The organism is Methylobacterium sp. 092160098-2 (genome assembly GCF_028920805.1).
GTDB classification, from domain to species: Bacteria; Pseudomonadota; Alphaproteobacteria; order Rhizobiales; family Beijerinckiaceae; genus Methylobacterium; species Methylobacterium fujisawaense.
This window is the reverse complement of sequence record NZ_JAQPZJ010000002.1, coordinates 951,520-974,461: the sequence shown is the minus strand read 5'-3', so window position 1 is coordinate 974,461 and position 22,942 is coordinate 951,520. Positions and strand designations below refer to the sequence as shown.

Sequence of the window (22,942 nt, the reverse complement as noted above, 5' to 3'; positions counted from 1 at the left end):
GAACCGCGCGCGGATCGCCTCCATCGCGCGTATCCTGTCCGCATGGACCGACGCATCCCCCTGCCGCCCGCCGTGGCCCGGATCTACGAGGCGGTGGCCGAACTCTCGGCCGCCTATCCGGGGCGCAGCTTCACGCCGGACGGGCACCTCGTCGGATCGATCGGAGAGGTCGTCGCTGCGGAGGCTCTTGGGATCACCCTCTACCGCGGATCGTTCCCCGGCCACGACGGCGTAGACTCGGACGGGCGCCAGGTTCAGATCAAGATGACCGCCGGCAGCGAGGTGGCGATGTACGCGACCTGCGCGCGGCTCGTCGTGCTCAGGGTCGTCTCGCCTTCGGAGGCCGAGATCGTGTTCGACGGCGAGGGCGCGCAGGCGTGGACGGCGGCCCGCAAACCTGGGAAGAACGGCCAGAGGGTGATCACGCTGAAGAAGCTTCGCGCGATCGCGGAGCAGGCAGCGAGAGACGAGATGGCCGAAGCCGCATGAAGCCGCCGCGTGGCATCGGGATCGAATCCCGCGGCGAGCGCCGCCGCCGGGAGAAGGAGGCTGCGGCCGCCTGGAGCCGCGTGCTCGACCGGCGGGCCGCCGTGCAGGCATCCGGCGCCGGCTTCCACGTCGACGACGAGCTGCGGGAATTCCTGTCGCTCTACAACGACCGGCTCGACGCGAACGTCGACAATCCCGTGCTGCCGTTCAGCTTCGGCACCATGCAGGGCTTCCTCGAGATGCGGCGGGACGGCCCGTTCGTCTCGTACGAGTTGGCCACCGAGCGCGACCATGCCTACTCGGTCGGCGACTTCGTCGAGTTCGTGCGGGAGGGCCGGTGCCAGGACGCCGGCCGCGCCCGCCTGGAGGCGCTACCCGAGGGGGTGGTCCACAACTTCACGGCCCTTGGCGACATACGCGAGCACGCGTTCGTCGATACCGACGGCGAGGCCTTCGCGGTCAGCGGCATGTCGCTGGTCCGCCGGGGATCCAGGCTTCATTGGATGATGATCGGCGGGACGGTCTGCGACCTCGCCGAGGCGACCGAGAAGCTCCAGGCCTTCTATCGGCACATCCAGGCCGAGGGCGAGATCGTGGTCAACAGGGACCAGGGGGTCGACTTCGGCCGACAGATCGCCGCCCCGCTCGGGGACCTCGACGGCGTCTGGAAGACCGTCGCGTTCGGCCTGTTCGACCTCGACCGCATGACGCACGAGAGCCGGACCTTCGCCCGCGACGAGGGGCAGTCGCGCACGATGGTGTCCGACGACCCCGCGAGCCTCGGCATCGACGACGTGTCGAAGGCGACGCCGGGGCAGGTCGAGGGCATGAAGGCCTTCGCCGCCCGCGTGGACGAGCACCGCATCGTGTTCGACGTCGCGGAGACCCTGTTCCAGCTGCCCGCCTACTTCGCCTTCCGGATCCACCTGGTCCGCGAGGTCGAGAGGCGCACGGCGGCCGGACGCGGTGCCGGTCGCGATGCGGCGCGCGTTCTCAGGGCGCCCCGCGACAGCCGGATCGGCGTACGCCGCATCGAAACCCTCGAGATCCTCAATCTGGAAGCGGGCGGCGGGACCCGGTCCTACACCCCTCCTCGGTTCCAGGTGGACGTCGGCGGGTTCTGGCGGACCCTCCGACCGGGATCGATCGGCAAGGACCGGAACGGACGGCCCGAGCCGGGCCGCACGTGGATCGACGGGCACGTCCGCTGGCGCGATCGCCCGACGCGCAGCGGTGTCGTCACCGTGAAGGCGCCTGTGGGGCCCGCCCTCGCGAGAGCCGAGCGCCTTCAGGCGGCGGGCGGCGTGGTCTCGCTCACCGCCGGGGACTGAGCCGAGAGGCCACGGGCGAGCGTCGAGGGGGAGGTCCGAATAGGCCGCGGGAATCCCGTCAACTCGCAACGGAACCGCCAGTCGGGCAGGATCGACTAGATCCTCTTCTGCGGCGGCTTCTTGAAGACGTCGAAATCGTACGGCTTCCTGGCGACCGCCTCTTCCGGCTTGTGGCCAACCATACTCTCGGTCTCGCCCCACATCTTCAGCAGGTCGAGATGCGAGAGTGGATTCTGCACCTCCCGACCCTGAGACCTCAGCTTCCGATACTCTCCCTGCCCCTGGTACACGTATCGTCCGAAGCGATCCTTGTGGATGTGCACGGGCTCCCACCGGTCCTTGGTGGTGTCGTTGCTATGGGATCTCGTGGATTTGAGCCTAAGGCCGACTATCGCCACCTCATCCGAGGGCATCATGCTCAGGTCGCGGAGATCCTTATGGATGAAGCTCAGGTCGCCGATCGCGATGGCCTCGTCGCAATGGTTTCCATCGACGCCGTCGGCCAGCTTCTCCCAGATGTCGTCCAGCCACTTGCAGTTCGGCTCGGGCCACCCCGACTTCGCGCTGTAGGGCTTGCATTCGGCGTACACCGTCAGCCTGCAATCGGTCCTGAAACCGAAGTCGGGGTCCCACTTGCCGGTCAGTCGTGGCTTCTTGACCACGAACCCGAACATGTCGAGGAGGGCAGCCCACCGGGCTTCGGTGTAGGAATCATACCAGCACCCACCATACGGCGTCTTGCGCGACGCAATGGTGTATAGACCGCCCATACCATCGCCTCTGCGCCGCAGCATGTTCATCATGCAGATGATGTCTGTCTGGCGATGGTAGAGCAGGTCGACCTGCGAGCAAATCCCTTTCCGAAGCCAGTATAATACAGCGTTATCGATCGGTGAGCGTTCGAGCGGCGGACCTTCTCCTGTCGTCCGGCAGGGTCCGGACGACAGGCTTGCGCCGGGCCACACGTCCGGATGCGGTCGCCAGGACCTATGCTGCCGCGAACACGGGGGCGTCGAGACCTAGATCGAGATCGGCCTCGACGGAGGCCTCCTTGCGGATCCGGTCGATCAGGGGTTCGGCCGCGGCCATCACCGCGTCCTCGAAGCCCGATCGCGCGAACACCTGCTCCACCACGGGCGCGTCGGCCGGCCCGGTCACGTGGAGCACGCCCTGGAACACCTTGTCCTTCCGGATCCCGACGAGGTGTCCGTCGCCGCGCGCGGCCGCGAGGGCGAGGTCCGAGATCTCGGGCATGCCCAGCGCTGCGGCCGCGCTTCGGGCATCCGTCAGCGTGCAGATCTCGCTGACGGCGAACCCGTTGCGGAAGTCGGCGGCGGCATCGAACGCATGGTCGAACCAGTCGCGACCGGGCACGCGCATCTCGAGGGCCTCGACGAAGTCGGCGGCCGCCTCCTTCATCGCCGCGAGTTTCCCGCTCTCCTCGTCCATCGCGTGGTTGTTGTACGCATCGATGGACCAGCGCCCGGGCGGCCGCGCGGGCCGTTCCAGGGCGAAGCCCTCAAGCAGACTGTGCGCCGCCTCGCGGGTCGCCGAAACGAGGCGCGGCGTGACGATGCCCCGCGAGGCCTCCCTTGCGTCCATGAGGCGGAGGAGTGCCAGGCCGGTCTGCTTCGACATGTGCCTGAGGTAGTACCGGTTCTCGGTCGTCAGGTTCCACGAGGCGCCCCTCGCCTTGGACTTGAAGTCGTCGAAGGCAAGCAGATCCGGCCGGGCGACTTCGACCAACGTATGGTCGAGCACGGTCGTGTGGATGTCGAACTTCTCCTCGACCCGGCGCGTGCGGCGGTGGCGCCAGCTGCCGGTCGTACGCTCGACGGTCCGCTTCCCGCCCTCGTTCTCGACCTCGCGGGCATCCGCGTGGACTTGGTCGACGATCTCGTCCTTACGGTGCAGCGGCACTGCCTTGAACGATCCCGTCCGGCCGATGTCGGCCATGTAGAGGAACCCGGTCGAGGTCGTGTCGCTGGAGGGTATGACGACGACCTCGAAGGCCTTTCGGGTCTGGTCGTCGGTCGGGCTGTGCTGAAGGGCGGTGATCACCGGTTCGGCGGTCCGCATCACGACCATTCCGTCGACCACGCGCATGTCGAGCCGCGCCCGGTCGGCCGCGCAGGCCTTGTACTCGCCGATCTGGTTGTGGACCATCATCTTCATCTTGCCGGACGCGCGCAGGGCATCCGGATCCTCGATGACGGTGTCCACCCAGTACCAGAGGTTGACGTCGCCGCGGGCCACCGCGAACGGGTCGACGCCTTCCTCCCTGCGGCGATCGAGACGCGCCTGGATGTCGTCCGCCGATCCGACCTCGACCCAGTAGTCGTTGTTGAAGAACAGGACCGCGCGCGGCCGGCCGTCGATGGCGGAGAAGACCGCCTGCGGGCGGTCGCTCTGCTTCTCGGGGTCCCAGGCCTTCGCCTTCTCCAGCGCCTCCAGGCGTCCGGGCATTCCGAAGCGGCCGACGAGCGGAGCCGGCCCCGAATGCTCGGGGATCTCGACGGTGGTGGTCGTCAGGCCGTAGCCGTTCGAGTCCTTCCGGGCGCCCTTGCGACGACAGAGGTACTGGTAGGGGATCGTGAGATCGACGCGCATGTCAGCGTACTCCGCCTGGAGCCATCGCGGGTGCGGCGGCGTGGAACGTACGGCCGAGGTGGCGATCGACGACCGCGGCCACGGCCTGGACGTCCACGTCGGGAGAGGTCGCCAGAAGGCGGAGGCCGTCCTCGTCCTCCGCGATCAGCGCCTGTCGGTACCCCGACCTGTAGTCGACGCCGCCGGCACCGACGACCGCGACGTGGAGCTTCGCGCGCCCGTAGGCACAGGCGGCAGTCTCGGCAGAAAGGTCGACGTCGTAGAGCCGTTCGAGCACCCGCGCGTCGAACAGCGTGGTGATCTGATGGACCGACCCGCGTTCGTCGAAGAGGATCGGATCGCCTTCCAGGTGCTGCTCCCAGGACGCGTCCGGCTTGCGGAACTCCCAGCGCAGCAGAGCCTCCTGCGCTAGGCCCCGCACGCTCCCCAGGACCTCGCCGGACTTCTCGACGAGGTTCGACGAACGCCCCTTGGACCAGGAGCCGGTGTACTGCTCGGCCTGCGAACGCCAGTCGTTCATCTGCTGCTCGGACGGTCCTTCCATGGCGGCGATGTCCTGGAGGACCTGGAGCAGCATGGGCGTCACCTCGCCCGCGCACTCGGTGAGCGCGTCGCGCAGGTCGTAGGCCTTGTCGAGCATCTCGACCCAGACCTCGTCCGGCTTCGACATGACCGCCTCGAGCGCCGCCTTCGCGGATCCGAGGACGGCCTCGCGGTGGGTCGCGGCCTCCCAGATGCCCGGGCTCAGGATCTCGATCTCGAGCTTCTCCCGAAAGCTCTCGTCCTCGGCACCGGCACGAACCGGCCTGACGCGTTCCTGATACTCGAGTGCGCGATCGAGCTCGTCGAGATCGAACACGAGGTGGTGGTTGCCGTGCACGGTTTCGCCCGGGCCGTAGGATCTCGCGGCGCCGATGGCGATGCCGCGACCCAGGTACTGGGACAGCGAGATGACCGGCATCGGCGTCCTGACGAAGACGCCGCCGTCGAACACCGCCATGTCGGCGACGCGCCGACGGTAGCGCTCGATGGTGGCGGCGCCGCCGTCGTCGTTCCAGCGCTCCGCAGGTACGCGGGCCAGCACCTTGGCGGTCCGCTGCTCGTTCGTCAGCTCCGCGACGTCGCCGAGTTCCGAACTCTGGGTGCCGCGGCTCGCGATGTGATCCAGGTAGCCGTTCTCGATGTTGCCGGCCGTGATCTGCGCGGCGAGCTTCTCGAAGGACATGTCCTCGCGCCAGAAGGAGCCCCCCGCATACAGCACGCGGACCTTCTCGTTCCTGTCGCTCCGCCCGTAGCGGTCGCTGGAATAGGTGAAGCGGTGGCGCTCCGTGACGTTGGCGACGTGCTCGGTCGTCGCCGGGTCCAGCTCCTCGAACTCCAGCACCGTGGAACCGCGCATCGGCATGTGACGCGCGTTCTGCATCCGGGGCGGAACGTACGCGACGGTGTAGGTGAAATCGAACGGCAGGCGGATCATGGGGTGTCCTCGCGACGGCGTGCGCCGGCGATCCTTCAAGAAGACAGCCTGTCGAATGCCGTCGAAAATGTCGAAGGCAGCGCCGTTCCTTCCGCGATCTCGAAGCGCAGGCGGATGTGCTCTGCGGGATCGTCCACCGGAGAACCGGTGACCGGGTGCGGGAAGAAGAAGCCGAGACCGGCCCGCTCAACCACGCCGAGGGCCACCTCGTGCGCGCCGCCGGCCTCGTCGACGAATTCGACGTGCGCCGAGCAGGAAGGCGTCGGATTCCCTTCGAGGACGGCGATCGCCCCGACGATGGCGCCGTCCATCCCGCTTCGTCCGGCTGCGCGGCCGATCTCCGCGAGGGTCAATCCGTGAGGCGCGGCTCCGATGCGGCCGCCGATGAGATTGCCGATCGACATGGGCTGGCTCCTGATCTTGGGGGTATCAGCAGGTCGGAGCAGGTGCCTCTTCGCCCGGCACCTCGATCGGCACGGCCTGGGCCGCGATCACGTGTCGGCAGCGCTGGGCCCAGTATCGGTCGAGGATCTTCTCGAAGGGCTCCTCGCTCGTCAGAGCGCCGGGCGCGTATCCCATTCGGCCCTCGACGTTGCTCAGGAACATCAACATCTTGAAGTATCCGCCCGTGGGACCGCTCGCCGGACCGGAATGGGCCTCCTCGTAGGCAGCTCTGGCGGATGCGGGATTGTTCGGGTCGAATTCGCCGAGGATCGGCATGCCTCGGCTGTTCAGGGCCATGGCGTCCACCAGGAGCATGTAGCCATTCGGATTGGGCTGTTTGAACCGAGCTTTCATTCGTCGCAATCCCGTTTCCGTTCCTTCAGCAACACCGGATCCACGCAAGCCGCAAGCGCTACAGTTCCTTCGACGGCGCGTGTTAGAAGGATTGTCGCCCACCTGCGATCTTCAGTAGGCACCGCGACGCGAGAGCAGTGCCGGGATCGTCATGAAGAGGACGACGAGGTCGTTCCAGAACGACCAGTGGCGCACGTACCATGCGTCGAGCGCGACGCGTCTGGCGTAGTCCACGTCGTTTCGACCAGCGACCTGCCAGAGCCCCGTGACGCCCGGCCTGACGAGCAGGTAGGCGTCCGCCTCTTCGCCGTAGCGCTCGAGTTCGCTCTCGACCACCGGGCGCGGCCCCACCAGGGACATGTCGCCCCTGAAGACGTTCCAGAGCTGCGGCAGCTCGTCGAGGGCGCTCCTGCGCAGGAACCGCCCGACGGGCGTGATCCTGGGGTCGTGCCGCAGCTTCCGCTCCCGCTCCCATTCGAGCCGCGCCGCGGGGTCGGCGGCCAGCAGCCGCTGGAGACGCAGATCGGCGTCGACGGTCATGCTGCGGAACTTCCAGAGGCGGAAGGTGCGGCCATGCCTGCCCACGCGGGTCTGGCTGTAGAAGGGTGAGCCGCCGTCCGACGCCGCGAGGATACCCACGATCAGGAGAGGCACCGCGCCGATCAGCAGCAGCAGCCCCGAGACGACGAGATCGAAGGCGCGCTTGAGGGTGCGGAAGGCAGGATCGCCGAGGCCCTTGCGGTCGGTCATGAACAGCACGTCGTGCCCGAACATGATCGTCGAGCGCATCGAAGAGAAGCCGATCCCCTGGACCGAGGGGCAGACCGCGTAGGGAATCCCTGCGGACACGAAGGCGCGGGCCGCCGCCGTTCCGAGATCCTCGTCTTCGCGGGAAAGCGCGATCACCGCGAGATCGGCGTCGTAGCCCCGCAGGATGGCGACTGCCTCCCTGGCCGTGCGCGGCCTCAGGCAGGCCACGACCCGATAGCCCAGGAGCGGCTCGGATTCGACGGCCTGCCGCACGCGTTGCGCCGAGTTGCCGGTCCCGACCACCAGCACCTTGAGCGTGCGGATGCCGAGGACCAGCATCGACCGCTTCACGATGGACCGCACGAGCAGGACGAAGGGTGCGAACAGCACCCAGCTGGACACGATCCAGCTACGGCTCACGTGCTCCTTCAGGGCGTACTCGATGAAGCCCTCGACGAGCAGTCCCAGGAACGCCGCCAGCACGAGTTCCTTGGCTTCCGACCAGAACGGCATCCGATCCGTGTAGTGGCCGCGGATGCGGAACACGATGCCGACGGCGAGCAGCAGTGGCAGGGCCGTCTGGATCCGCGCCGCCGCCGCGGTGTCGAAGCTGACGAACGGTGCTCCGGCCAAACCCCGACTGGCGACGCTGGCGAGAGCGAAGGAGATCAGGGCCGCCAGGGCGGCGCCGCTGACGTCGGCCGACGCGAGGAAGAGGGCGTGCCCCGTGCGGACGAGCGGCCTGCGCCAGGCGGCCGAGCGCCGATCCGGCAGGATGGTCGCGACTAGCGCCATGCGACGCCACCCATGTCGCGGATGCGGCGCATCACGCGGGGCTTCATCGGTCGGCGCAGGTCATGGTTGCGGGATGCCCAGCCGAGGAACTGGATCAGGACCCTGTCGATCCGGTAGACGCCGCGTCGCATCGCGAACCCGCGCCCCAGCCATGCGAGCGCACAGAGCATGGCCTGCCAACGCGGGAGGTGCATGAACGCGATGCGGAGCTTGTTGAGGACCGACATCTCCACGCGGTGGTTCGACGGGACGCGGCCCTGCGGGGCCCGGCGATGTACGACCGTCACCGCCGGTCGGTAGACGATCCGCCATCCGTGCGAGAGCAGCCGGTAGGAGAGGTCGAACTCCTCCATGGAGTAGAAGAACTCGGGGAGGTACGTGCCGACCTGCTCGATGGCCTCCCGGCGCAACGCGTGCCCGACGCCGATGAAGCGGAACGTGTCGATCGCCCTGTCCGGTGCGAGCCGCTTGTCGGTGTGGGGAAACTCGGCCGGATCCGCGACCCCCGTGTCGGCCTGGATGCTCCGGAACGCGACCGCGCCGATCGCCGGATCCTCCTCGAATACGCGGAGGACGGTGTCGAGCATGTCCACGCCCGCGAAGGAGGCGTCGTCGTCGAGGAAGACCAGAAGCTGGCCGAGGGAGCGGGAGATGCCGACGTTGCGCCCGCCCGCAACGCCATGGTTGACGGGCTGGCTGAGAAGCGACGCGCGGGCGAAGCCCTCAAGCATGTGGAAGCGGTCGACGCCGTCCGCATTGTTGTCGACGACGAGGAGCTCGGCGTCGCGGCCTGCGAGTGCCGGCCGCAGGTCGGCCAACGTGCGCAGGAGCGCCTCGTCGCGTCGGTAGGTGACCACGACGACGGAGAAGGTCGGGGGTGCGGAGAGGTTCGGCCGAAGGGTCGACATGCCGAAGACTTCCCCGGTTTCATTCCTTCGTCAACGCGCCTCAGCGGAAAAACCAAGTGATGCTGGCGGCCGTCTCGCCCGTAGCGCCGCAGGCGTCCGCCGCCTGCCCCGGCTCGAGGAACTTCGTGAACGTGCCGCCGGCGCCGCCGGTGACATCGATGCGGTACACGTCCCGCCCGAAATCCTTCGCCGCCATCAGCATGCAGCCGTCCGACGGAAGATCGTCCAACTCGATGGAGAAGGAATCGCCGAAGCTGGCGACCTGCGTCGGCTGCACCTCCATGCGACCTTTGAAGGAGTGCCGCAGGCCCGCGCCCGTACTGTCGACCATGCGCCGGGGTACGACGTTGGAGGAGATCAGCTCCGATGCTGTCAGCGAACTGAACGAGGATTGCGAGCTGTAGAGTTCGTAGACGGTGTTGCGCATGAGCGCGACCTCGTTGACCGCCTGCTCGACCTTCTGGTTCGTGGACGCGGAACGCATGTAGGCGAAGATGCCCGCGATGAAGATCGCGGTCAGCGCCAGCACCATCGAGATCTCGATGAGGGTGATGCCCCTCTGACGGCGGCGCTGGCGATGGTTCTGCATGGCGTCGCCCGTCGTCGAAGGAATGGCTTGCCGAAGGTTAATGCGAGGCCCGAGGCTTGACAATGGCGGACGCCACGCCCCCCGTCATTCCTTCCGGGCGCGCCAAGGAAAGCTTCCGGCCGACCCTCAGCGACAGGGCGAGCAGCCCCGGAGCCCGCTCCATAATGCGCCGCCCGGCCCCGAAGGCGAGCAGCGCGCAGCCCGCGAACGGCACGGCCCGGCGGATCTGACCTTCCCGCCACAGGGAGTGGCGGACCGATCCCATGCGCCGGATCAGGCCGCCTTCCAGCGGACGCACGACGAGGGAGGCCCCGACGCGTCCGAAATCCATCGATCGGGCCCCGACGTCCAGGGCCTCCACGTCGCGGAGCGTCGGCCGCAGGATCATCCTGGCGAGGATCCGTTCGGCTCGCGCGGCCGCGCCATCGAGATCGGCGAGATCGCTCGGCGTCAGGGAGCGGAGGTGATCGATCAGCCCGTCGAAGAGCGGGATTCCTCTGGCCTCGACCTTGTCCCGCCAGCCGGGAATCTCGAGATCGGATCGCGGCCGCCCGTCGGGTCCGAGGGTCATCGTCGTCGCACTGGGCAGGTCGGGTTCGAACAGGCCTTCGACGAGATGCCAGTGGCGTAGCAGGGCGGTGGCAGGCCGGCGGCCGGACGGTCTGTCCGCTTCGAACACGAGGCCCGCGGTCCGGGCGAAATGCGGGGCGTGGATGCCCCGGTAGTTGGCCCGGCCGAAGAGGGCGCAGCTCCAGACGTGGGCCGTGAACGTCCGCTCCAGGATCCGCATCGTGCCGCCGAAGAGGCCGGTGTCGACGAGGACGATCCGGCCGCGGTCGCCCGACGCCTCCACCAGATGCCTGTGGAAGGCGACGCGCTGCTCCAGGCATGCCGCCAGCAGGGCGATCCCCAGTGCATCGGTCCGGGCGAACAGACGGGACATGCCCTCCGCGGTCACGGGCGATCCCACCAGGGAGGAGTCCTCGGCGAGGTGAGCCCTGGCGGGGTCGAGGACGAGCCGCGCGGCGTCGCGCAGATCGCGGCCGGCGCACTCGCGGACGAACTCGTCGATCGCCTCGGGCGCATGCGGCAGTCCCACCTTCGCGGCCTGGAGCCGGGACACCATGAGATCGGCGGTCGACCCGCCGGTGCCCATGCCCAGGGAGGCGCACGCGGTCTCGTAGGCCAGCCGCATCCGGAGGCCGCCGCGGGCGCAGAAGAGCAGCGCGACGTCGTCCTCCGGACCGGCGGCGCCGGCGTGCAGGCGCAGATCCCGGGCAAAGCGCGCGAAGATCGGACCGATGACGCCGCGCCCTGCCTCGTAGGCCGGGGTGCTCACCGCGTCACCAAGCGCAGGGCCGCCTTCGCCACGCGCCGTACGGGCTCGGGCAGCCGGTCCTTGAGGCCGCCGTAGCGGTAGTCGAATTCGGGGCCGTAGGCGTGCAGCCGTTCGGGGACGGTCGTCGCGCCCTGCAGGTTGGCGGCGACCAGGGAGGCGTGGATCCCGGCGTCGCGCTCGACGGTGCCGCCCGGGGCGCGGCCCAGGCGCTGCGAGGCCCAGGCCAGCATCTCGGGGTGGACGGCCGAGAGCGGGAAGCGGAGCCCCGCCTCGGATGCGAACTCCGCCTCCGCCGCGCTGCCTTTGCGGACGAAGAGGAAGGCGTTCTGGCGGTACCAGAACGCGACCCGGCGGTCGCCCCAGAGGCGGGCGCGGAACAGGTCGACGACCTCGTAGCCGGCGGCGCGGAACAGGATGGCCCAGTGCTCTTGCCAGTTCTCGTGGATGTGGTTGGTGCCGCCCTGATAGGGGATCGCCGCCGAGAAGAGGACGCGGTCGGAAAGCTCCGTGAGGGTCCGGACGAACCGCCCGGCCTCGCTCTGGGGAAGATGCTCGGCGACCTCGAGGCTGATGGCGAGGTCGAACCGGCGTCCTCCGCTCTTGGCGGCGACGTCGGCGGGGTCGGTGACGTCGGCGGGCGCGAACAGGGCGGCGGGGATCCGCAGTCGGTCGCGGGCCACGTAGTCGCCGTCGATCCCGACGACGTCTTCGATACCCATCTCGCGGCAGACGCCCAGCCACGTTCCGATGCCGCAGCCCACGTCGACGACGGACGACGGCCGGAACCGCTCGAACAGGCAGTCGAGCACGACCGATGCGGACAGCGCGCTGGCGTCCGCCTGCTGATCGTAGAAGGCGGGATTGTAGGCGGTGGCGGCCTCAGACATGCGCGGGTTCTCCGACGATGAGGTTCCCCGCGCGGCGCATCGACCGGGCAAGGGTTAGATGGTGGCGTGGAAGGCGTACGGCGGCGATGCCGCGTCGGCGGGGCGCCTCAAGATCGCCGAGGCGGCAGTCGCCCGCGTGGAGCATCCGGTCGGCGCGCACGCCCTCGGCTTTGACGACGACGTCGAACAGCCTGCCGGCGCGCTTCGTCGCGCCATGGTCCGAGCTCGAGTAGACCCGGTCGACGTCTCCCGCGACGCCGGCATTTTCCAGCAGACGCAGTATCGCCGTCGCCGGCAGGTACATGTCGCTGACGACGATGACGCGGGTACCCCGACGCCGGACCTCGCGCAGCAGCTTCGCCAGCGGAAGATTGGGCCTCAGGTCGCAGGTCTCCTGTTCGATTTCGGCTTCCGCGAGCGGTGCCGCGGGCCCTGCAAAGGACGGGTCGAGACCCAGAGCCAGACATTGCAGGCCAAGGATCGTGTCGTGTCGTGCTTCGCGATCCTCGCGCGCGGCGGCCCGGTACTCGGCTCGTGCGGCCGCGAGACGGGTCGATGCGACGGCTTGCGGATCGACCCGGATGCCTCTTGGCTCCAGCGAAGCGGCGATCCTGAAACCGAGGCGACGGATGCGGTCCTCCTCGCTTTCGATGCCGCGCAGGAGAAGCGTGTCGAAACAGTCGACGGACAGGACGTCGGGACGATGCCATCCGATGGCCCGGCGGAGGCGCATGGCGTTCATGCGGCCCTGCCGGAGATGCGTCGGAAGCCGTAGTAGGCGCGCTTGGCGAACAGGCGTGCGGCGAGCATCGGCTGCAGCGTCCTGTCCAGATTGACGCTACGCCGCCCGGCGGCCACCAGATGGCCGAGACCGACGACGCCGGAGTCCAGGTCCTTCCGGAGAAGCCTGTTCCTGATCGCGGCGTCCCACTCGACGTGGAGATCGACGCCGGCCGCCACGGTGTTTCCAGCTACCCCCGAACTGCCCGGACGGAAGTGATAGTTCGCCAGTGCGGCGGGATGCACGCCGATGTCGAAGCGCGAGAGGAAACGGAGGTTGAAGTCCCAGTCCCCGAGCACGGGCAGAGACGGATCGTAGCGCCCGATCGTGTCGATCACCGAGCGACGGTAGACGAAGCTGATCGGCGGGAAGAGGTTGCGCTCGGCCATCTCCGAGAGGTGGACGGAGTGCAGCTCCGGATTGAACGGCTTCCTTCCGATAATCCTGATCGCGCCGTTCGCGTCGATCCGCTCGACCACCTTCGTCGTCCTGACCACGACGCCGCCCTTGGAGAGGTTCCGGGCCAGGTAGTTGATGGTCTCGGGGACGAAATGCGGGTCCCAGGTGTCGTCGTCGTCGTGGAGCACGACGAATTCGCTGTCGGTGGCTGCGAGACCGGCGTTGCTGGCCGCTTCCATCCCGAGACTTTCGGCGTGGTGGACGACCACGACCGGAACGCCGCGGCGTTCCACTTCCGCTGCGACGGCATCCACGTCGTCGCGATCGCCGCCGTCGTTCACGATCACCCAGACGAAGGTCCGATTGTACTGCCCGACGACCGATTCCATTGCCCGGCGGAGGAACAGCCCACGGTTCTTGGTCCGGGTGATGACCGCCAGCGTAGCGACCCAGGCGGTCATTGCACCACCTCGCGCGGTTCCGACTTGGTTGGGAGCACGAACCGGACTGCCCGCTTGATCCGGAAGCGTGTCGGCTCGGGAATCCGCCAGTACTGGTGGCGTGCCCACCACGCGAGGTCATGCGCGGAGCCGCGGACCCCCTGCCTGCGTACATGCAGGATGAGGTCGATGTTCCGCCGATGTCGGAGCATCAGTTCGAGGACGCGTCGTTTGCCGGCCGGTAGGAACGCGACGACACCCGCGCGCCAGTAGGATCGCCGCAGTGCCCGCCACGCCGACCTGATGGTGCCGTCCGCGGCGATCGGATCCACGATCGGCCGGTGCCCGGTCTCGCCGATGCCCTCGCCGTGCCCGACCGTCGAGATCGCCTCCGCCAAAGCCGGGGCGGGGCTGTCGACCACGCGTCGGAACAGGTCGAACACGCGATCGGAGGAATAGATTGCATCCGCCAGACCCGGGGCGGCCTCTTCGAGGCGGCGCACCCGGTCTGCCACGGCGAGCAGGACCGGGCGCATCGCGGCAGCGGCGGCCACGCGTCCCTCCTCCGCGGCCGCACGACGGCGGATCGGCACGATGATCCCGTCGCGCATCTCCAGACGATCGACGGCGAATTCGGGCGCTGCGAAGAGAAGCTCGGGTATTTCGAGACATGTGAACACGGTCTTCATCCGCGCTGCCGGAAGGCCGCGCTGGAACAGCCACCCGTTCATGACGACGTCGGCCGGCGCTTCGTTCTTCGTGCCGAGATAGGATCCGGTCAGACGGACCTGCCACCCTTCCGTGCGAAGCAGCTTGGCGAGTGCAGTCTGGATCGAGCAGCCCCACCCGATGTCCACCACGTGCGTGGTCGAGGACTCGGCCACGCCTTCCTGGCGGAGGTAGCCAAGGAGAAGTTCGCGGGCTCGGCGCGCCTGGGTCAGGATCGCGGGTGCCGCCGCATGCATGGCGGCCACGAGCTCGTGACTGGGCGGATCCTTCCCATCCGGGTTCGACAGACAGGAGCGTGCCGCGGAAACGGACGCCTCGTCGACCACGTCGACGCGCGCCAGGATCTCGGTCACGTCGAGCTCGCTCTTGCAGCCGGTCAGAAAGGCGAGCGCCGCAGTGTCGATGGCCTCAAGCGCAGCGTAGCCGACGATCTTGCGGGATCCCGCGAAGCGGATCCGACGCCTGGGATCTTCCGGGTAGAGGCGGGCGTACACCTCCTCGATCACGTAGCCGTCCCGACCGAGGAACAGCAGGGTATCCGCACCGGCTCTGTCGGCATCGCGCCTGACCTGACGCGCCATGCCGACGATCAGGGGGGCGCCGACATGAGCGGCGAACTGCGCGAAGACGCGATCAGGCCAAGCGGCCGAACCGACTTCCTCAAGGGCAAGATGTCCAATGCGATCGTGCGATGCCGTAGCGGGCGAAGGAGTGGTCGTGGGTACGGCGTCCGTCGGATAGGGGATCCCCAGGACCCGTATTCCCCGGCTACGCGCCATGTGCACGTCGGACCAGGGGTTGTCGCCCACGTGGACCCAGTTGGTTGGTACGACATCGAGATCGCGGGCGACCACATCGTACAGGGTGCCCCAGTGCTTCGTGAGCCCGTACTCCGAGGAGACGTACACGCGGTCGAAACGGTAGCCGTTGGCTTCCAGGATCCGTTCGATCTCGGCGGCCGGCAGGTACATGTCGGAGATCGCGATCAGCTCGGCATCCGGGTTGATGTCGCGAACGGCTTCGTAGAGGCGGCGTCCGGCCGGCCGTACGCCACAGAGTTCATGCTCGAGCCTGAGTTCGCAAGCCCGCGCCCGCAGGGCGAGATCGTTGCCGAGCAGCCCCTCCTCGACCATCGCGTCATAGATTTCGGAGAAGCGGATATCCTCCCGGCCCGGCTTGCGTCGGCGTGCCCGCGCCTCGGCCTCGACGCGCACCGCGCGGAAACCCGGGACGTCGATCTCGAGTCCCACGGCGTCGAAGAGATCGGTTGGATCGGCGAAGGGGCGGGCCACCAGGGTATCGAAAACGTCGAAGGAGACGAGTGTCGCGTTGCGTACGCTCGCATTCCAGTTGCAATCGGGAAACGACATGCTGATTGCACTCGCAGAAGGAATCGATATCAGTGGTTGAAGGAACGGATTTGCCGCTCTCGTCATTCCTTGCATAGCATGTGATAGCGATGCGTCACCAAGAAATTGGGCCTTCCCGCGAGGTGTGGCGGGAGATCCTCGGTTCCTTCGGACCCTGCAGGATCTCGGGTCCCGACAGTCCGGCCTTCCTCGATGCGGCGCACGACCTCGCCTGCGTCGTGACGGCCGCAGGCGAGGTCGACTTGTACGTCGCCGTCGACCGGATCCCGCCGACCGCCCTCGAAGCCCCCCGGATCGTGTTCGTCGCGACCATGCCGGGCGCTGCTGCGGACGGAGACAGGCTCCTGTCCAAGGGTTCGTACCGACGTTCGGCCGACGACGTGCTTCTCCACGATCGCTTCCGCGGCCGCGGCGTGCACGACGTCAGGCGGTACGAGCGGGACATCGCGGTGCGCGTCCGCGGCGAGTCGCGCAGGAGCGGCCGCCTCGCCGAGGAGTCGATCCGACGTCACATGGCGGCGGCGTGGCAGATCAAGCTCGGCGACGTCGTGCTCGACATCGCAGGAGGGCGAGGTTTCCGGGGGTACGTGATCGCCGGGCTGTCGCCGGCAGCCGCGGTGACGTCGCTCGTGCCGGCTTCCAGGGTCGCGGAGGCGCGGAGCCGCTTCGGAGCCGCGACCGCAGGTCGTCTGCGCTTCGAGGCCATGCGGGATATCGAAGGCGGCTTCTTGGACGAGCGCTTCGACTGCATCGTATGCAGGCACCGGCAGATCGGACCGGGGCTGCTGGAAGCGGTCGCTCCGGGAGGACGCCTCATCGTCCTCGGCGAGGTCGGACAGCCGATACCCGGCTTCCGGCGCGACGCGGATCCCTGGGCCGGGATGTCGGTCTGGATGCGCTGCCCGCTCGCCGCCGCACGGATTCCCGTCGAGGACCGCTTCTTCCTCAGCGGACGTCCCGGCACCCCGAGATCGCTCGACCCCTCCTGGATGCACGAGAACCCGGCCGTCGGCATCGCCATGGTGACGGGCCCTTCGCGCCTGCGTTCGACCGCCTCGCTGACCGAGCTCGCCGTCGACGTCGTCGATGCGACCCGTGCTGGATCGAAGGACGGCATATCGGCTCTCGTCGTTCTCGGACACCGCCTGATCGAGGGCGGCGAGGCCATGCGCGAAACCGAGTGGCTCGCGAGGGCCGCGGAACATAGGGCCCATGCCGGGACCGACGTGCCGTACGTGCGCTGGATGGCGTCCCTCGACTTCGTGGAGGCGCGCATCCACGAGACCCGGGGACGGACGCGGGAGGCCTGCGCCCTCTACAGGCGTGTCGCCGGGATGGATGCGGCCAGCTTCCATCCCTCGCTGCTCACGAAGACGGCCGAGGCGGCGATCAGGGCCGCGAGACTGGAGATGGCCGCCGGCGACCTACAGGCCGCCCGGGCGCTCCTCCGCGCGGCGGTCGCCACCACCCGCACGACCTTGGCCTCGGACCCTGCCCAGATCATGGGAGAGGAGGGGGCGCTCACCGACTTCTACATGCTCGAAGCGGCCGCGACGCTGCAGATGTCGGCATACGCGGCCATGGCGCTGAATCTCGACCGGCGCTCGGGCAGCGAGGCCCTCCGCCGTTTCCTCGCCCGGCCGCCGGAGCCCCGGATGATCTTCGGCGGTCCGGAGGCCGCCGCCGTCGCGGCCCCCGCTCCGGAACGCATCGTCCGGCGGGCCGCGCGTCGCGTGAGGAGGGCGCTGTACGCCCTCTGCCTCATGCGGCCGCCAGAGGCCTTGCTGGGCTTCGCGATGGTGCCGTTCGACTAGGCGTGCGGGCGACCGATACCTCCGCCTGGATGTCCAGCAGGTGGCGCGCCTTGCGGCGCTCGGGCAGTTCGATGAACAGGCGGTCCTCGATCGCGTCGAGGGGCAGGTGCGGCCCCGAATGGCAGCCGTCCGACGCGGCGAGGGCGACGGGGTAGACGTCGCCGCGCAGGGGCAGCTCCAGCCTGAATGTGGCCGAGAGCCTCTCTCCCGCCCGGACGGGTCCGATCCGCCGTCCCGCGACCGTCGTTCCCGTGGCGTAGAGCGTCGTCCCGCGGATGTCCTTGACCGCCATCGAGAGGTCCGGGTCGGCGACGTCGCGGAGCACTTCGACGTCGACGGTCATCTCCACGGACCCGTCCGACGCCTCCATGCGGGCTGCCGAGATCCGGACGTCGGCTCCGTCGACCCGGTCCCGGGGCGCGAGGAGGTCGAGGGCGTCTCCGGACCGCAGGACCAGCGAGTCCATCGGTCGGGCTTCGACGCCGGCCTGGGCGGGGGCCGCGTCGCGCGTTCCCGCGACGTAGTCGGCCACGACCTCGCGGACGTCGCCGACCGAGCGGAGGCGGCCCTTCTCGATCCACACGGCCCGGTCGCAGAAGCTGCTGACGCTGGCTAGGTCGTGCGAGACGAACAGGATGGTGGCGCCGTTCCGCCGGAGCTCGCGCAGTCTGGCGTAGCATCGGCCCTGGAAGACCCTGTCGCCGACGGCCAGCGCCTCGTCGATGATGAACACGTCCGGCGAGGCGGCGGCGGCGGTGGCGAACGCGAGCCTGACGTACATCCCGGACGAATAGGTCCTAACGGGACGGTCGATGAAGTCGCCGATCCCCGAGAAGGCGACGATCTGGGGGAGGGCGGCCTGGGCCTGAGCCTCCGTGCAGCCGAGGAGGCGCGCGCTCATCAGCGCGTTCTCGCGCCCGGTGAAGTCGGGTGCGAAGCCGGCGCCGAGTTCGAGGAGGGCCGCCACGCGTCCGCGGACCCTGACCTCCCCGGAGGTGGGCCGCATCGTCCCGGCCACGATCTGGAGCAGCGTCGACTTGCCCGAGCCGTTCGTGCCCAGGATCCCGACGCATTCGCCCCGGCCGACGGCGAAGGAGACGTCGTCGAGGGCGCGGTGCTCCCTGTGCCGGCGGAGGAGGCCCAGGGAGGCGAGCTCCAGGATCTGGTCGGCCGAGGACCGGAACGTCTTGAAGCGCTTCGAGATGCCTTCGATCTCGACGGCGTTGTCAGGCGACATCTGCGAAGCCTCCCTTGAGGCGGCGGAAGACGACGAGTCCGGCGGCCGCGTAGAGCCACGTGCAGACGAGGTAGAGGCCCAGGTAGGCGGGGTCGGGAACGCGGCCCGCGACGAGGACGGTCCGGACGGTCTCGAACCCGTAGGCGAGGGGGTTGGCCAGCATGATGCCCTTGAGGGCGGTCGGCACCGCTGCGATCGGGTACACCACGGGGGTCACGAACATCAGCAGCGGGACCGCGAAGCCGACGATCTGGCGCAGGTCGCGGACGTAGGCGCCCACGGCGGACAGGAGCAGCGCCGTGCCCGTGGCCAGGAACAGGAGCGTGGACAGCGCGACGGGCGCGAGAAGCCACGTCCACGGCGGCGTGCCGACGATCGCGAGGTAGGCGAGGCAGAACAGGAGCAGGGAGAAGGCCGCTCCGACCATCGAGCTGCCGATGTACGACCCGACGAGGACCTCGAGGGGGAAGGGCACCCGCTTCACCAGCGGCGCCTGGTCGTGGACTAGCGAGACCGAGCGGTAGGAGATCTCCGCGATGGCCTGCCACATGACGACGGCCGACCAGATCGACAGGGCGGCCACCGGCGCGCCGCCGCTGCCGACCTCGAAGCGGACCTGAAGGATGCCGACGAAGACTAGGGTGTAGGCGGCCATCGAGGCCAGCGGCATGCCCACGAACCACGCGAGCCCCAGGATCGAGCCCCGGTACCGCGCCGACAGGTCGCGCCGGATCATGGCGCCCAGCAGCTCCCGGTGGCTCCAGGGGATCGAGAAGAGAGCCAGGGGCGCCGGGTGCGCCTCCTTCGGACCGGAGGCCGTGCGGACGGCGACGTCGGAGGTCGTCATGCCGCCGCCTCGTCGATCTCCGCCAGGAAGGTGCGCTTCACGTCGCGACGCAGATGCTGCCTGGAGGCGTAGCTCCAGCCGCCCCGCGCGATCGACGAGAGGCGGCCGGCGTCGTGCGCGGCGAAGCGCAGGAGCACGGACGCGAGGTCCTCCACCCTGTTCCGGACGACGATCTCGTTCTCCGGTTCGGCGCCGAGTCCTTCGGTGCCGATCTCGGTGGTGAGCACGGGGACCGAGTAGGCCATCGCGTCGACGACCTTCGTCTTCACGCCGGTGCCGCTCCTGAAGGGAGCCAGGAGGACCGCGTCCTCGGTGAAGAGGGCGTCGAGATCCCGGATGTAGCCGAGGCGGTTGACGAGGCGCAGGTCGAGATCGCGGGTGACCTCCCCCGCGGCTTCGAACACGACGGGAAGGCCGGGTGCGGTCTCCTTCAGCAGGCGCGCGACCCGTTCGATCTCGATCAGGGATTCCGCGTTCGGCCCGTAGTTGTCGCCGCCGAGGAAAACGACGCGCAGGCGCTTGGCGTAGTCGCGCGGGCGGAAGGGCATCTCGTCCACGGCCGGCGGGTGGGCGGCGACGGAATGGCCCAGACGCAGGCCGAGCGACTTGGCCTCCAGAGGCGAGACCACCATCGTCCGGTCGAAGAGCTTGGGCGCCTCCCGTTCGCGTACCCGCATCCGGCGCTCCTCGATGCCGAGGAGCGCCTTCGGGATGACGTCGGCGGCGACGCGCACCGGCTTCGGCATCCGCTCGCTGAAGGCGCCGAGGACGTTGCCGGTGCCGGCCTCGCGCATCCGGCGGTATCGGAGCGAGAGGACGTCGTCCATGTCGAGGACGAGCTTGCCCCGGGGCTTGGTCGGCAGCTTCTCGACGAACTGCGCCATGCGGAGCATGTCGACCACGATCGTGTCGGGGTCGAAGGTCTCGATCGTGGCCGAGACCTGGTCGTGGGCCGCCCGCGATCCGAAGAAGGCGTCCTGGAGCGGACGACCGCCCAGGACCGCGAGGTTGACCGCGGCCTCCGGCAGCTTCGGCATCGGGAGAAGGTGGTGCTCGATGTCCGGTAGCGGGCAGGTCGCGGGATCGGCGGCGCGGCGGCCGGCGTAGAGCAGGGTCACCTGCCAGCCGCCCTCGACGGCGAAGCGCAGCGACTGGTCGATCATGCGCTGGCGCCCCGTGGCGATCGGCCAGGGCCACCGGGTGGCGATGTACATCAGGCGCTTGCGCGGCGCCGGTGCGTGGTCGGACACGACGTTGGTCATCGGCTGGCGGCCTGCATTGCGCGCTCGACGGAAGCGCTGGGGATCGGGACGAGGTTGGCGATGCCCTGGTCGAGGGCGTCCCGGATGTGCCGGCCCTGGGCGGCGCGGTCGCCTTCCGCCTCCGCCTTGCGGGCGAGGATCCAGGCCTTCACGGGGTCGCCGTCGCGCATCGAGGAGGCGAGACGTCCCGCGATCTGCGGCATCTTCGGATCGTGGACCGAGATCAGCCACGACACGTACGGCACCGCGAGCTCGGTCCGCCCGGGCGCGACGCTCCACAGCTTGGCCAGATCGGCCTCCCAGTAGACGACGTCGGGCTTGAGCGAGGCGACGAACAGCGGGTCGTTGCCGGCGACCGAGAAGATCCGCTGCCGCAGTTCGAGCGAGGCCGCGAGCACCGTGGCGCTCGGCTTCTCGTCCGCGAGCCGGCGCATCACGCAGGCGAAGTTGATGGCGTTGCCCCGGTGGTCGGCGGCGTAGGCCTTGCCGCCTGCCGGCGAGCCGGCGCGCTCGGCCTGCTCGACGAAGCGGCGGTACAGACCCGTGTTGATCTCGCGCGCCGGGAGGAGCGGGCCCGTGACGGTCGCGCAGGGCGGAGCGCTGAAGAACGAGAGCGGGAAGAACCACCGCTCCTCCTGCTGCGCCTTGCCGAAGCCGAACAGGAGCATCGAGCAGAACAGGAGCCCGAGCGAGGAGACGCCCAGGGCGGGCGCGAGGGCCGGAACCGGCATGCGCCGTGCGGGAGAGGGCTCGCGTCCGAGACCGACGCTGGCGATCGCGAGGGCGAGGAACGGTCCCATGATCCCGAGCAGGAACCAGAGCGATCCTGCGACCAGCAGGGTGGCCGAAAGGACGCCGGCGGCGGCGAGCGACCGGCGGCGGGCACAGGCCACCGGCGCCAGGAACGCCAAAAGCGTGAGGACGACGCCCGGCAGTCCGAGCGACAGGCCGGCTTCCGCCAGGAGATTGTGGCTGTGGAAGTCGGCGTTGGCGTTGAAGTCGAGGAACGTCAGGGACGCGGTCTCGGGCCCGAAGCGGAAGCGGCGCCCCGGGACGCTCCGGCCGTCCTCGGCGACCACCTCCTGGAGCGAGCCCCAGCCCCGCCCCGTCAGCAGCGCGAGCGGGTGATGCGCCATGTTGCGGGCGACGAGATCGAGGACGACGCCGCGGGACCAGATCGTTCCGTACGCCTTGCCTTCGATGGACACGTGGTCCCGCGGATCCTTGGACGGGATCGGATCGCGTGCGTCGGCGGAGACGCCGGCGACCGCGTGGCGCTCGAGAAGCGGGGGGAGGGCGGCCACGAGGACGGTGCCGCCGACGGCGGCCGCGGCGAGTGCGGCCGCCAGGACCGTCCGCGACCGGGTGCGCACGCGGCTTCGAAGGAGGAGCCAGAGGCCGTAGCCGACCGCGGACAGGCCTACCGTGAGCATGATCGAGCGGTTGCCGAAGAAGGCCAGGGCCACGACGACGATGACGGCGGCGACGAGGACGGAGGCGCGGGTCCGGATCGCCAGGAGCGGCACCGCCGCCAGCAGGCCGAGGATCGCGACCCATTCCTTGAAGTCGTAGGGGATCCAGCGCGGCTCGGGCGCGCTCCAGCCGAACGCGTACAGAAGGAACACGCAGACCGTGGAGATGGCCGCGGCGCCCGCGAGGACCGTCCGGGCCCGGCCGCGGCCTGCAACGGCGAACGCCGCCGTAAGGATGCCGACGGAGATCCACCAGAGGGCGCCCACGCCGTGCTTCAGCAGACCGAACAAGGTGCGGACGGGATCGTCGTGGAACGGCGAGAGCGCGAACGACAGGAGGCCGATGGCGATCAGGAGCAGCACCGGCGCCGAGAAGACCGCGCGCCGCACCGCCCGGTCGCCGCAGATCGCCAGGATCGTCATGATCACGGCCGCGAGGCCGGCCGACATGTGGACGGCGACGGTCGCGGTCTCGACCTGTCGCCACTGGCCGTAGTCGACGAAGGGGAGGGTGAGGACGAATGCGAAGAGCGAGCCGGCGCAGACGGCGACCAGGGCGTTGCGCGACGCTTGTAGCAGGAAGGGCAAGAGTGGCGTTCCCACGAAGGAATGACGAGA

Annotated in this window: 20 protein-coding genes; 3 read left to right on the top strand and 17 right to left on the bottom strand. The window is 69.1% G+C overall.

All coding sequences use genetic code 11. The features are described 5' to 3' along the window. Positions 1-42 precede the first annotated feature (42 nt). Together PQI07_RS30195 and PQI07_RS30190 are read left to right on the top strand one after the other, a co-directional pair. Positions 43-489, top strand: coding sequence for a DUF6998 domain-containing protein (locus PQI07_RS30195; protein ID WP_274928590.1), 447 nt, complete (start codon positions 43-45; stop codon positions 487-489). Beyond that, positions 486-1,820: a hypothetical protein gene (locus PQI07_RS30190; protein ID WP_274928589.1), complete on the top strand. Its 1,335-nt coding sequence runs from the start codon at positions 486-488 to the stop codon at positions 1,818-1,820. The genes PQI07_RS30195 and PQI07_RS30190 overlap by 4 nt, the downstream gene beginning before the upstream one ends. A gap of 95 nt (positions 1,821-1,915) precedes the next feature. Here PQI07_RS30190 and PQI07_RS30185 read toward each other — a convergent pair whose 3' ends face one another. The 13 genes from PQI07_RS30185 to PQI07_RS30125 all read right to left on the bottom strand — a co-directional run bounded on the left by PQI07_RS30185 (position 1,916) and on the right by PQI07_RS30125 (position 15,692). Then, the gene (locus PQI07_RS30185; protein WP_274928588.1) at positions 1,916-2,623 is read right to left on the bottom strand and encodes a hypothetical protein; all 708 of its coding nucleotides are present in this window, start codon (positions 2,621-2,623) and stop codon (positions 1,916-1,918) included. Positions 2,624-2,807: 184 nt separating this feature from the next. Then, positions 2,808-4,430 (bottom strand): hypothetical protein, encoded by a 1,623-nt coding sequence (locus PQI07_RS30180; RefSeq protein ID WP_274928587.1) that lies wholly within the window; start codon positions 4,428-4,430, stop codon positions 2,808-2,810. Between the two features lies 1 nt (position 4,431). Further along, positions 4,432-5,907 (bottom strand): hypothetical protein, encoded by a 1,476-nt coding sequence (locus tag PQI07_RS30175; protein ID WP_274928586.1) that lies wholly within the window; start codon positions 5,905-5,907, stop codon positions 4,432-4,434. 35 nt (positions 5,908-5,942) lie between these two features. Next, on the bottom strand, positions 5,943-6,218 hold the full coding sequence (locus PQI07_RS30170; RefSeq protein WP_274928585.1) for a hypothetical protein: 276 nt from the start codon (positions 6,216-6,218) through the stop codon (positions 5,943-5,945). 118 nt (positions 6,219-6,336) lie between these two features. After that, entirely contained in the window at positions 6,337-6,705 is a 369-nt protein-coding gene (locus PQI07_RS30165) for a hypothetical protein (protein WP_274928584.1), read from the bottom strand. A gap of 111 nt (positions 6,706-6,816) precedes the next feature. Next, a complete protein-coding gene (locus PQI07_RS30160) occupies positions 6,817-8,250 on the bottom strand; it encodes an exopolysaccharide biosynthesis polyprenyl glycosylphosphotransferase (protein WP_274928583.1) in 1,434 nt (477 codons plus the stop codon). Beyond that, on the bottom strand, positions 8,241-9,158 hold the full coding sequence (locus tag PQI07_RS30155) for a glycosyltransferase family 2 protein (RefSeq protein WP_274928582.1): 918 nt from the start codon (positions 9,156-9,158) through the stop codon (positions 8,241-8,243). Before PQI07_RS30155 ends, PQI07_RS30160 begins: the two co-directional genes overlap by 10 nt. A gap of 40 nt (positions 9,159-9,198) precedes the next feature. After that, entirely contained in the window at positions 9,199-9,747 is a 549-nt protein-coding gene (locus tag PQI07_RS30150; protein ID WP_274928581.1) for a type 4 pilus major pilin, read from the bottom strand. A gap of 37 nt (positions 9,748-9,784) precedes the next feature. Continuing rightward, the gene (locus PQI07_RS30145) at positions 9,785-11,086 is read right to left on the bottom strand and encodes a hypothetical protein (protein ID WP_274928580.1); all 1,302 of its coding nucleotides are present in this window, start codon (positions 11,084-11,086) and stop codon (positions 9,785-9,787) included. Next, positions 11,083-11,973: a class I SAM-dependent methyltransferase gene (locus tag PQI07_RS30140; protein WP_274928579.1), complete on the bottom strand. Its 891-nt coding sequence runs from the start codon at positions 11,971-11,973 to the stop codon at positions 11,083-11,085. The genes PQI07_RS30145 and PQI07_RS30140 overlap by 4 nt, the downstream gene beginning before the upstream one ends. Beyond that, on the bottom strand, positions 11,966-12,706 hold the full coding sequence (locus PQI07_RS37800; protein WP_342462675.1) for an HAD family hydrolase: 741 nt from the start codon (positions 12,704-12,706) through the stop codon (positions 11,966-11,968). The genes PQI07_RS30140 and PQI07_RS37800 overlap by 8 nt, the downstream gene beginning before the upstream one ends. 5 nt (positions 12,707-12,711) lie before the next feature. After that, positions 12,712-13,614 (bottom strand): glycosyltransferase family 2 protein, encoded by a 903-nt coding sequence (locus PQI07_RS30130; protein ID WP_274928577.1) that lies wholly within the window; start codon positions 13,612-13,614, stop codon positions 12,712-12,714. Further along, positions 13,611-15,692 (bottom strand): HAD-IA family hydrolase, encoded by a 2,082-nt coding sequence (locus PQI07_RS30125; RefSeq protein ID WP_274928576.1) that lies wholly within the window; start codon positions 15,690-15,692, stop codon positions 13,611-13,613. The genes PQI07_RS30130 and PQI07_RS30125 overlap by 4 nt, the downstream gene beginning before the upstream one ends. 89 nt (positions 15,693-15,781) lie before the next feature. On the opposite strand from PQI07_RS30125, the gene PQI07_RS30120 reads away from it, so the two are divergent. Continuing rightward, positions 15,782-17,506 (top strand): methyltransferase domain-containing protein, encoded by a 1,725-nt coding sequence (locus tag PQI07_RS30120; protein WP_274928575.1) that lies wholly within the window; start codon positions 15,782-15,784, stop codon positions 17,504-17,506. On the opposite strand, the gene PQI07_RS30115 is transcribed toward PQI07_RS30120, so the two are convergent. The 4 genes from PQI07_RS30115 to PQI07_RS30100 are packed head-to-tail and all read right to left on the bottom strand — an operon-like array spanning position 17,454 to position 22,912. Further along, the gene (locus tag PQI07_RS30115) at positions 17,454-18,743 is read right to left on the bottom strand and encodes an ABC transporter ATP-binding protein (RefSeq protein WP_274928574.1); all 1,290 of its coding nucleotides are present in this window, start codon (positions 18,741-18,743) and stop codon (positions 17,454-17,456) included. The genes PQI07_RS30120 and PQI07_RS30115 overlap by 53 nt on opposite strands. Then, the gene (locus tag PQI07_RS30110) at positions 18,733-19,590 is read right to left on the bottom strand and encodes an ABC transporter permease (RefSeq protein ID WP_274928573.1); all 858 of its coding nucleotides are present in this window, start codon (positions 19,588-19,590) and stop codon (positions 18,733-18,735) included. Before PQI07_RS30110 ends, PQI07_RS30115 begins: the two co-directional genes overlap by 11 nt. After that, positions 19,587-20,852 (bottom strand): glycosyltransferase, encoded by a 1,266-nt coding sequence (locus PQI07_RS30105; RefSeq protein ID WP_274928572.1) that lies wholly within the window; start codon positions 20,850-20,852, stop codon positions 19,587-19,589. The genes PQI07_RS30110 and PQI07_RS30105 overlap by 4 nt, the downstream gene beginning before the upstream one ends. After that, positions 20,849-22,912 (bottom strand): O-antigen ligase family protein, encoded by a 2,064-nt coding sequence (locus PQI07_RS30100; protein WP_274928571.1) that lies wholly within the window; start codon positions 22,910-22,912, stop codon positions 20,849-20,851. Before PQI07_RS30100 ends, PQI07_RS30105 begins: the two co-directional genes overlap by 4 nt. Positions 22,913-22,942: the final 30 nt, after the last annotated feature.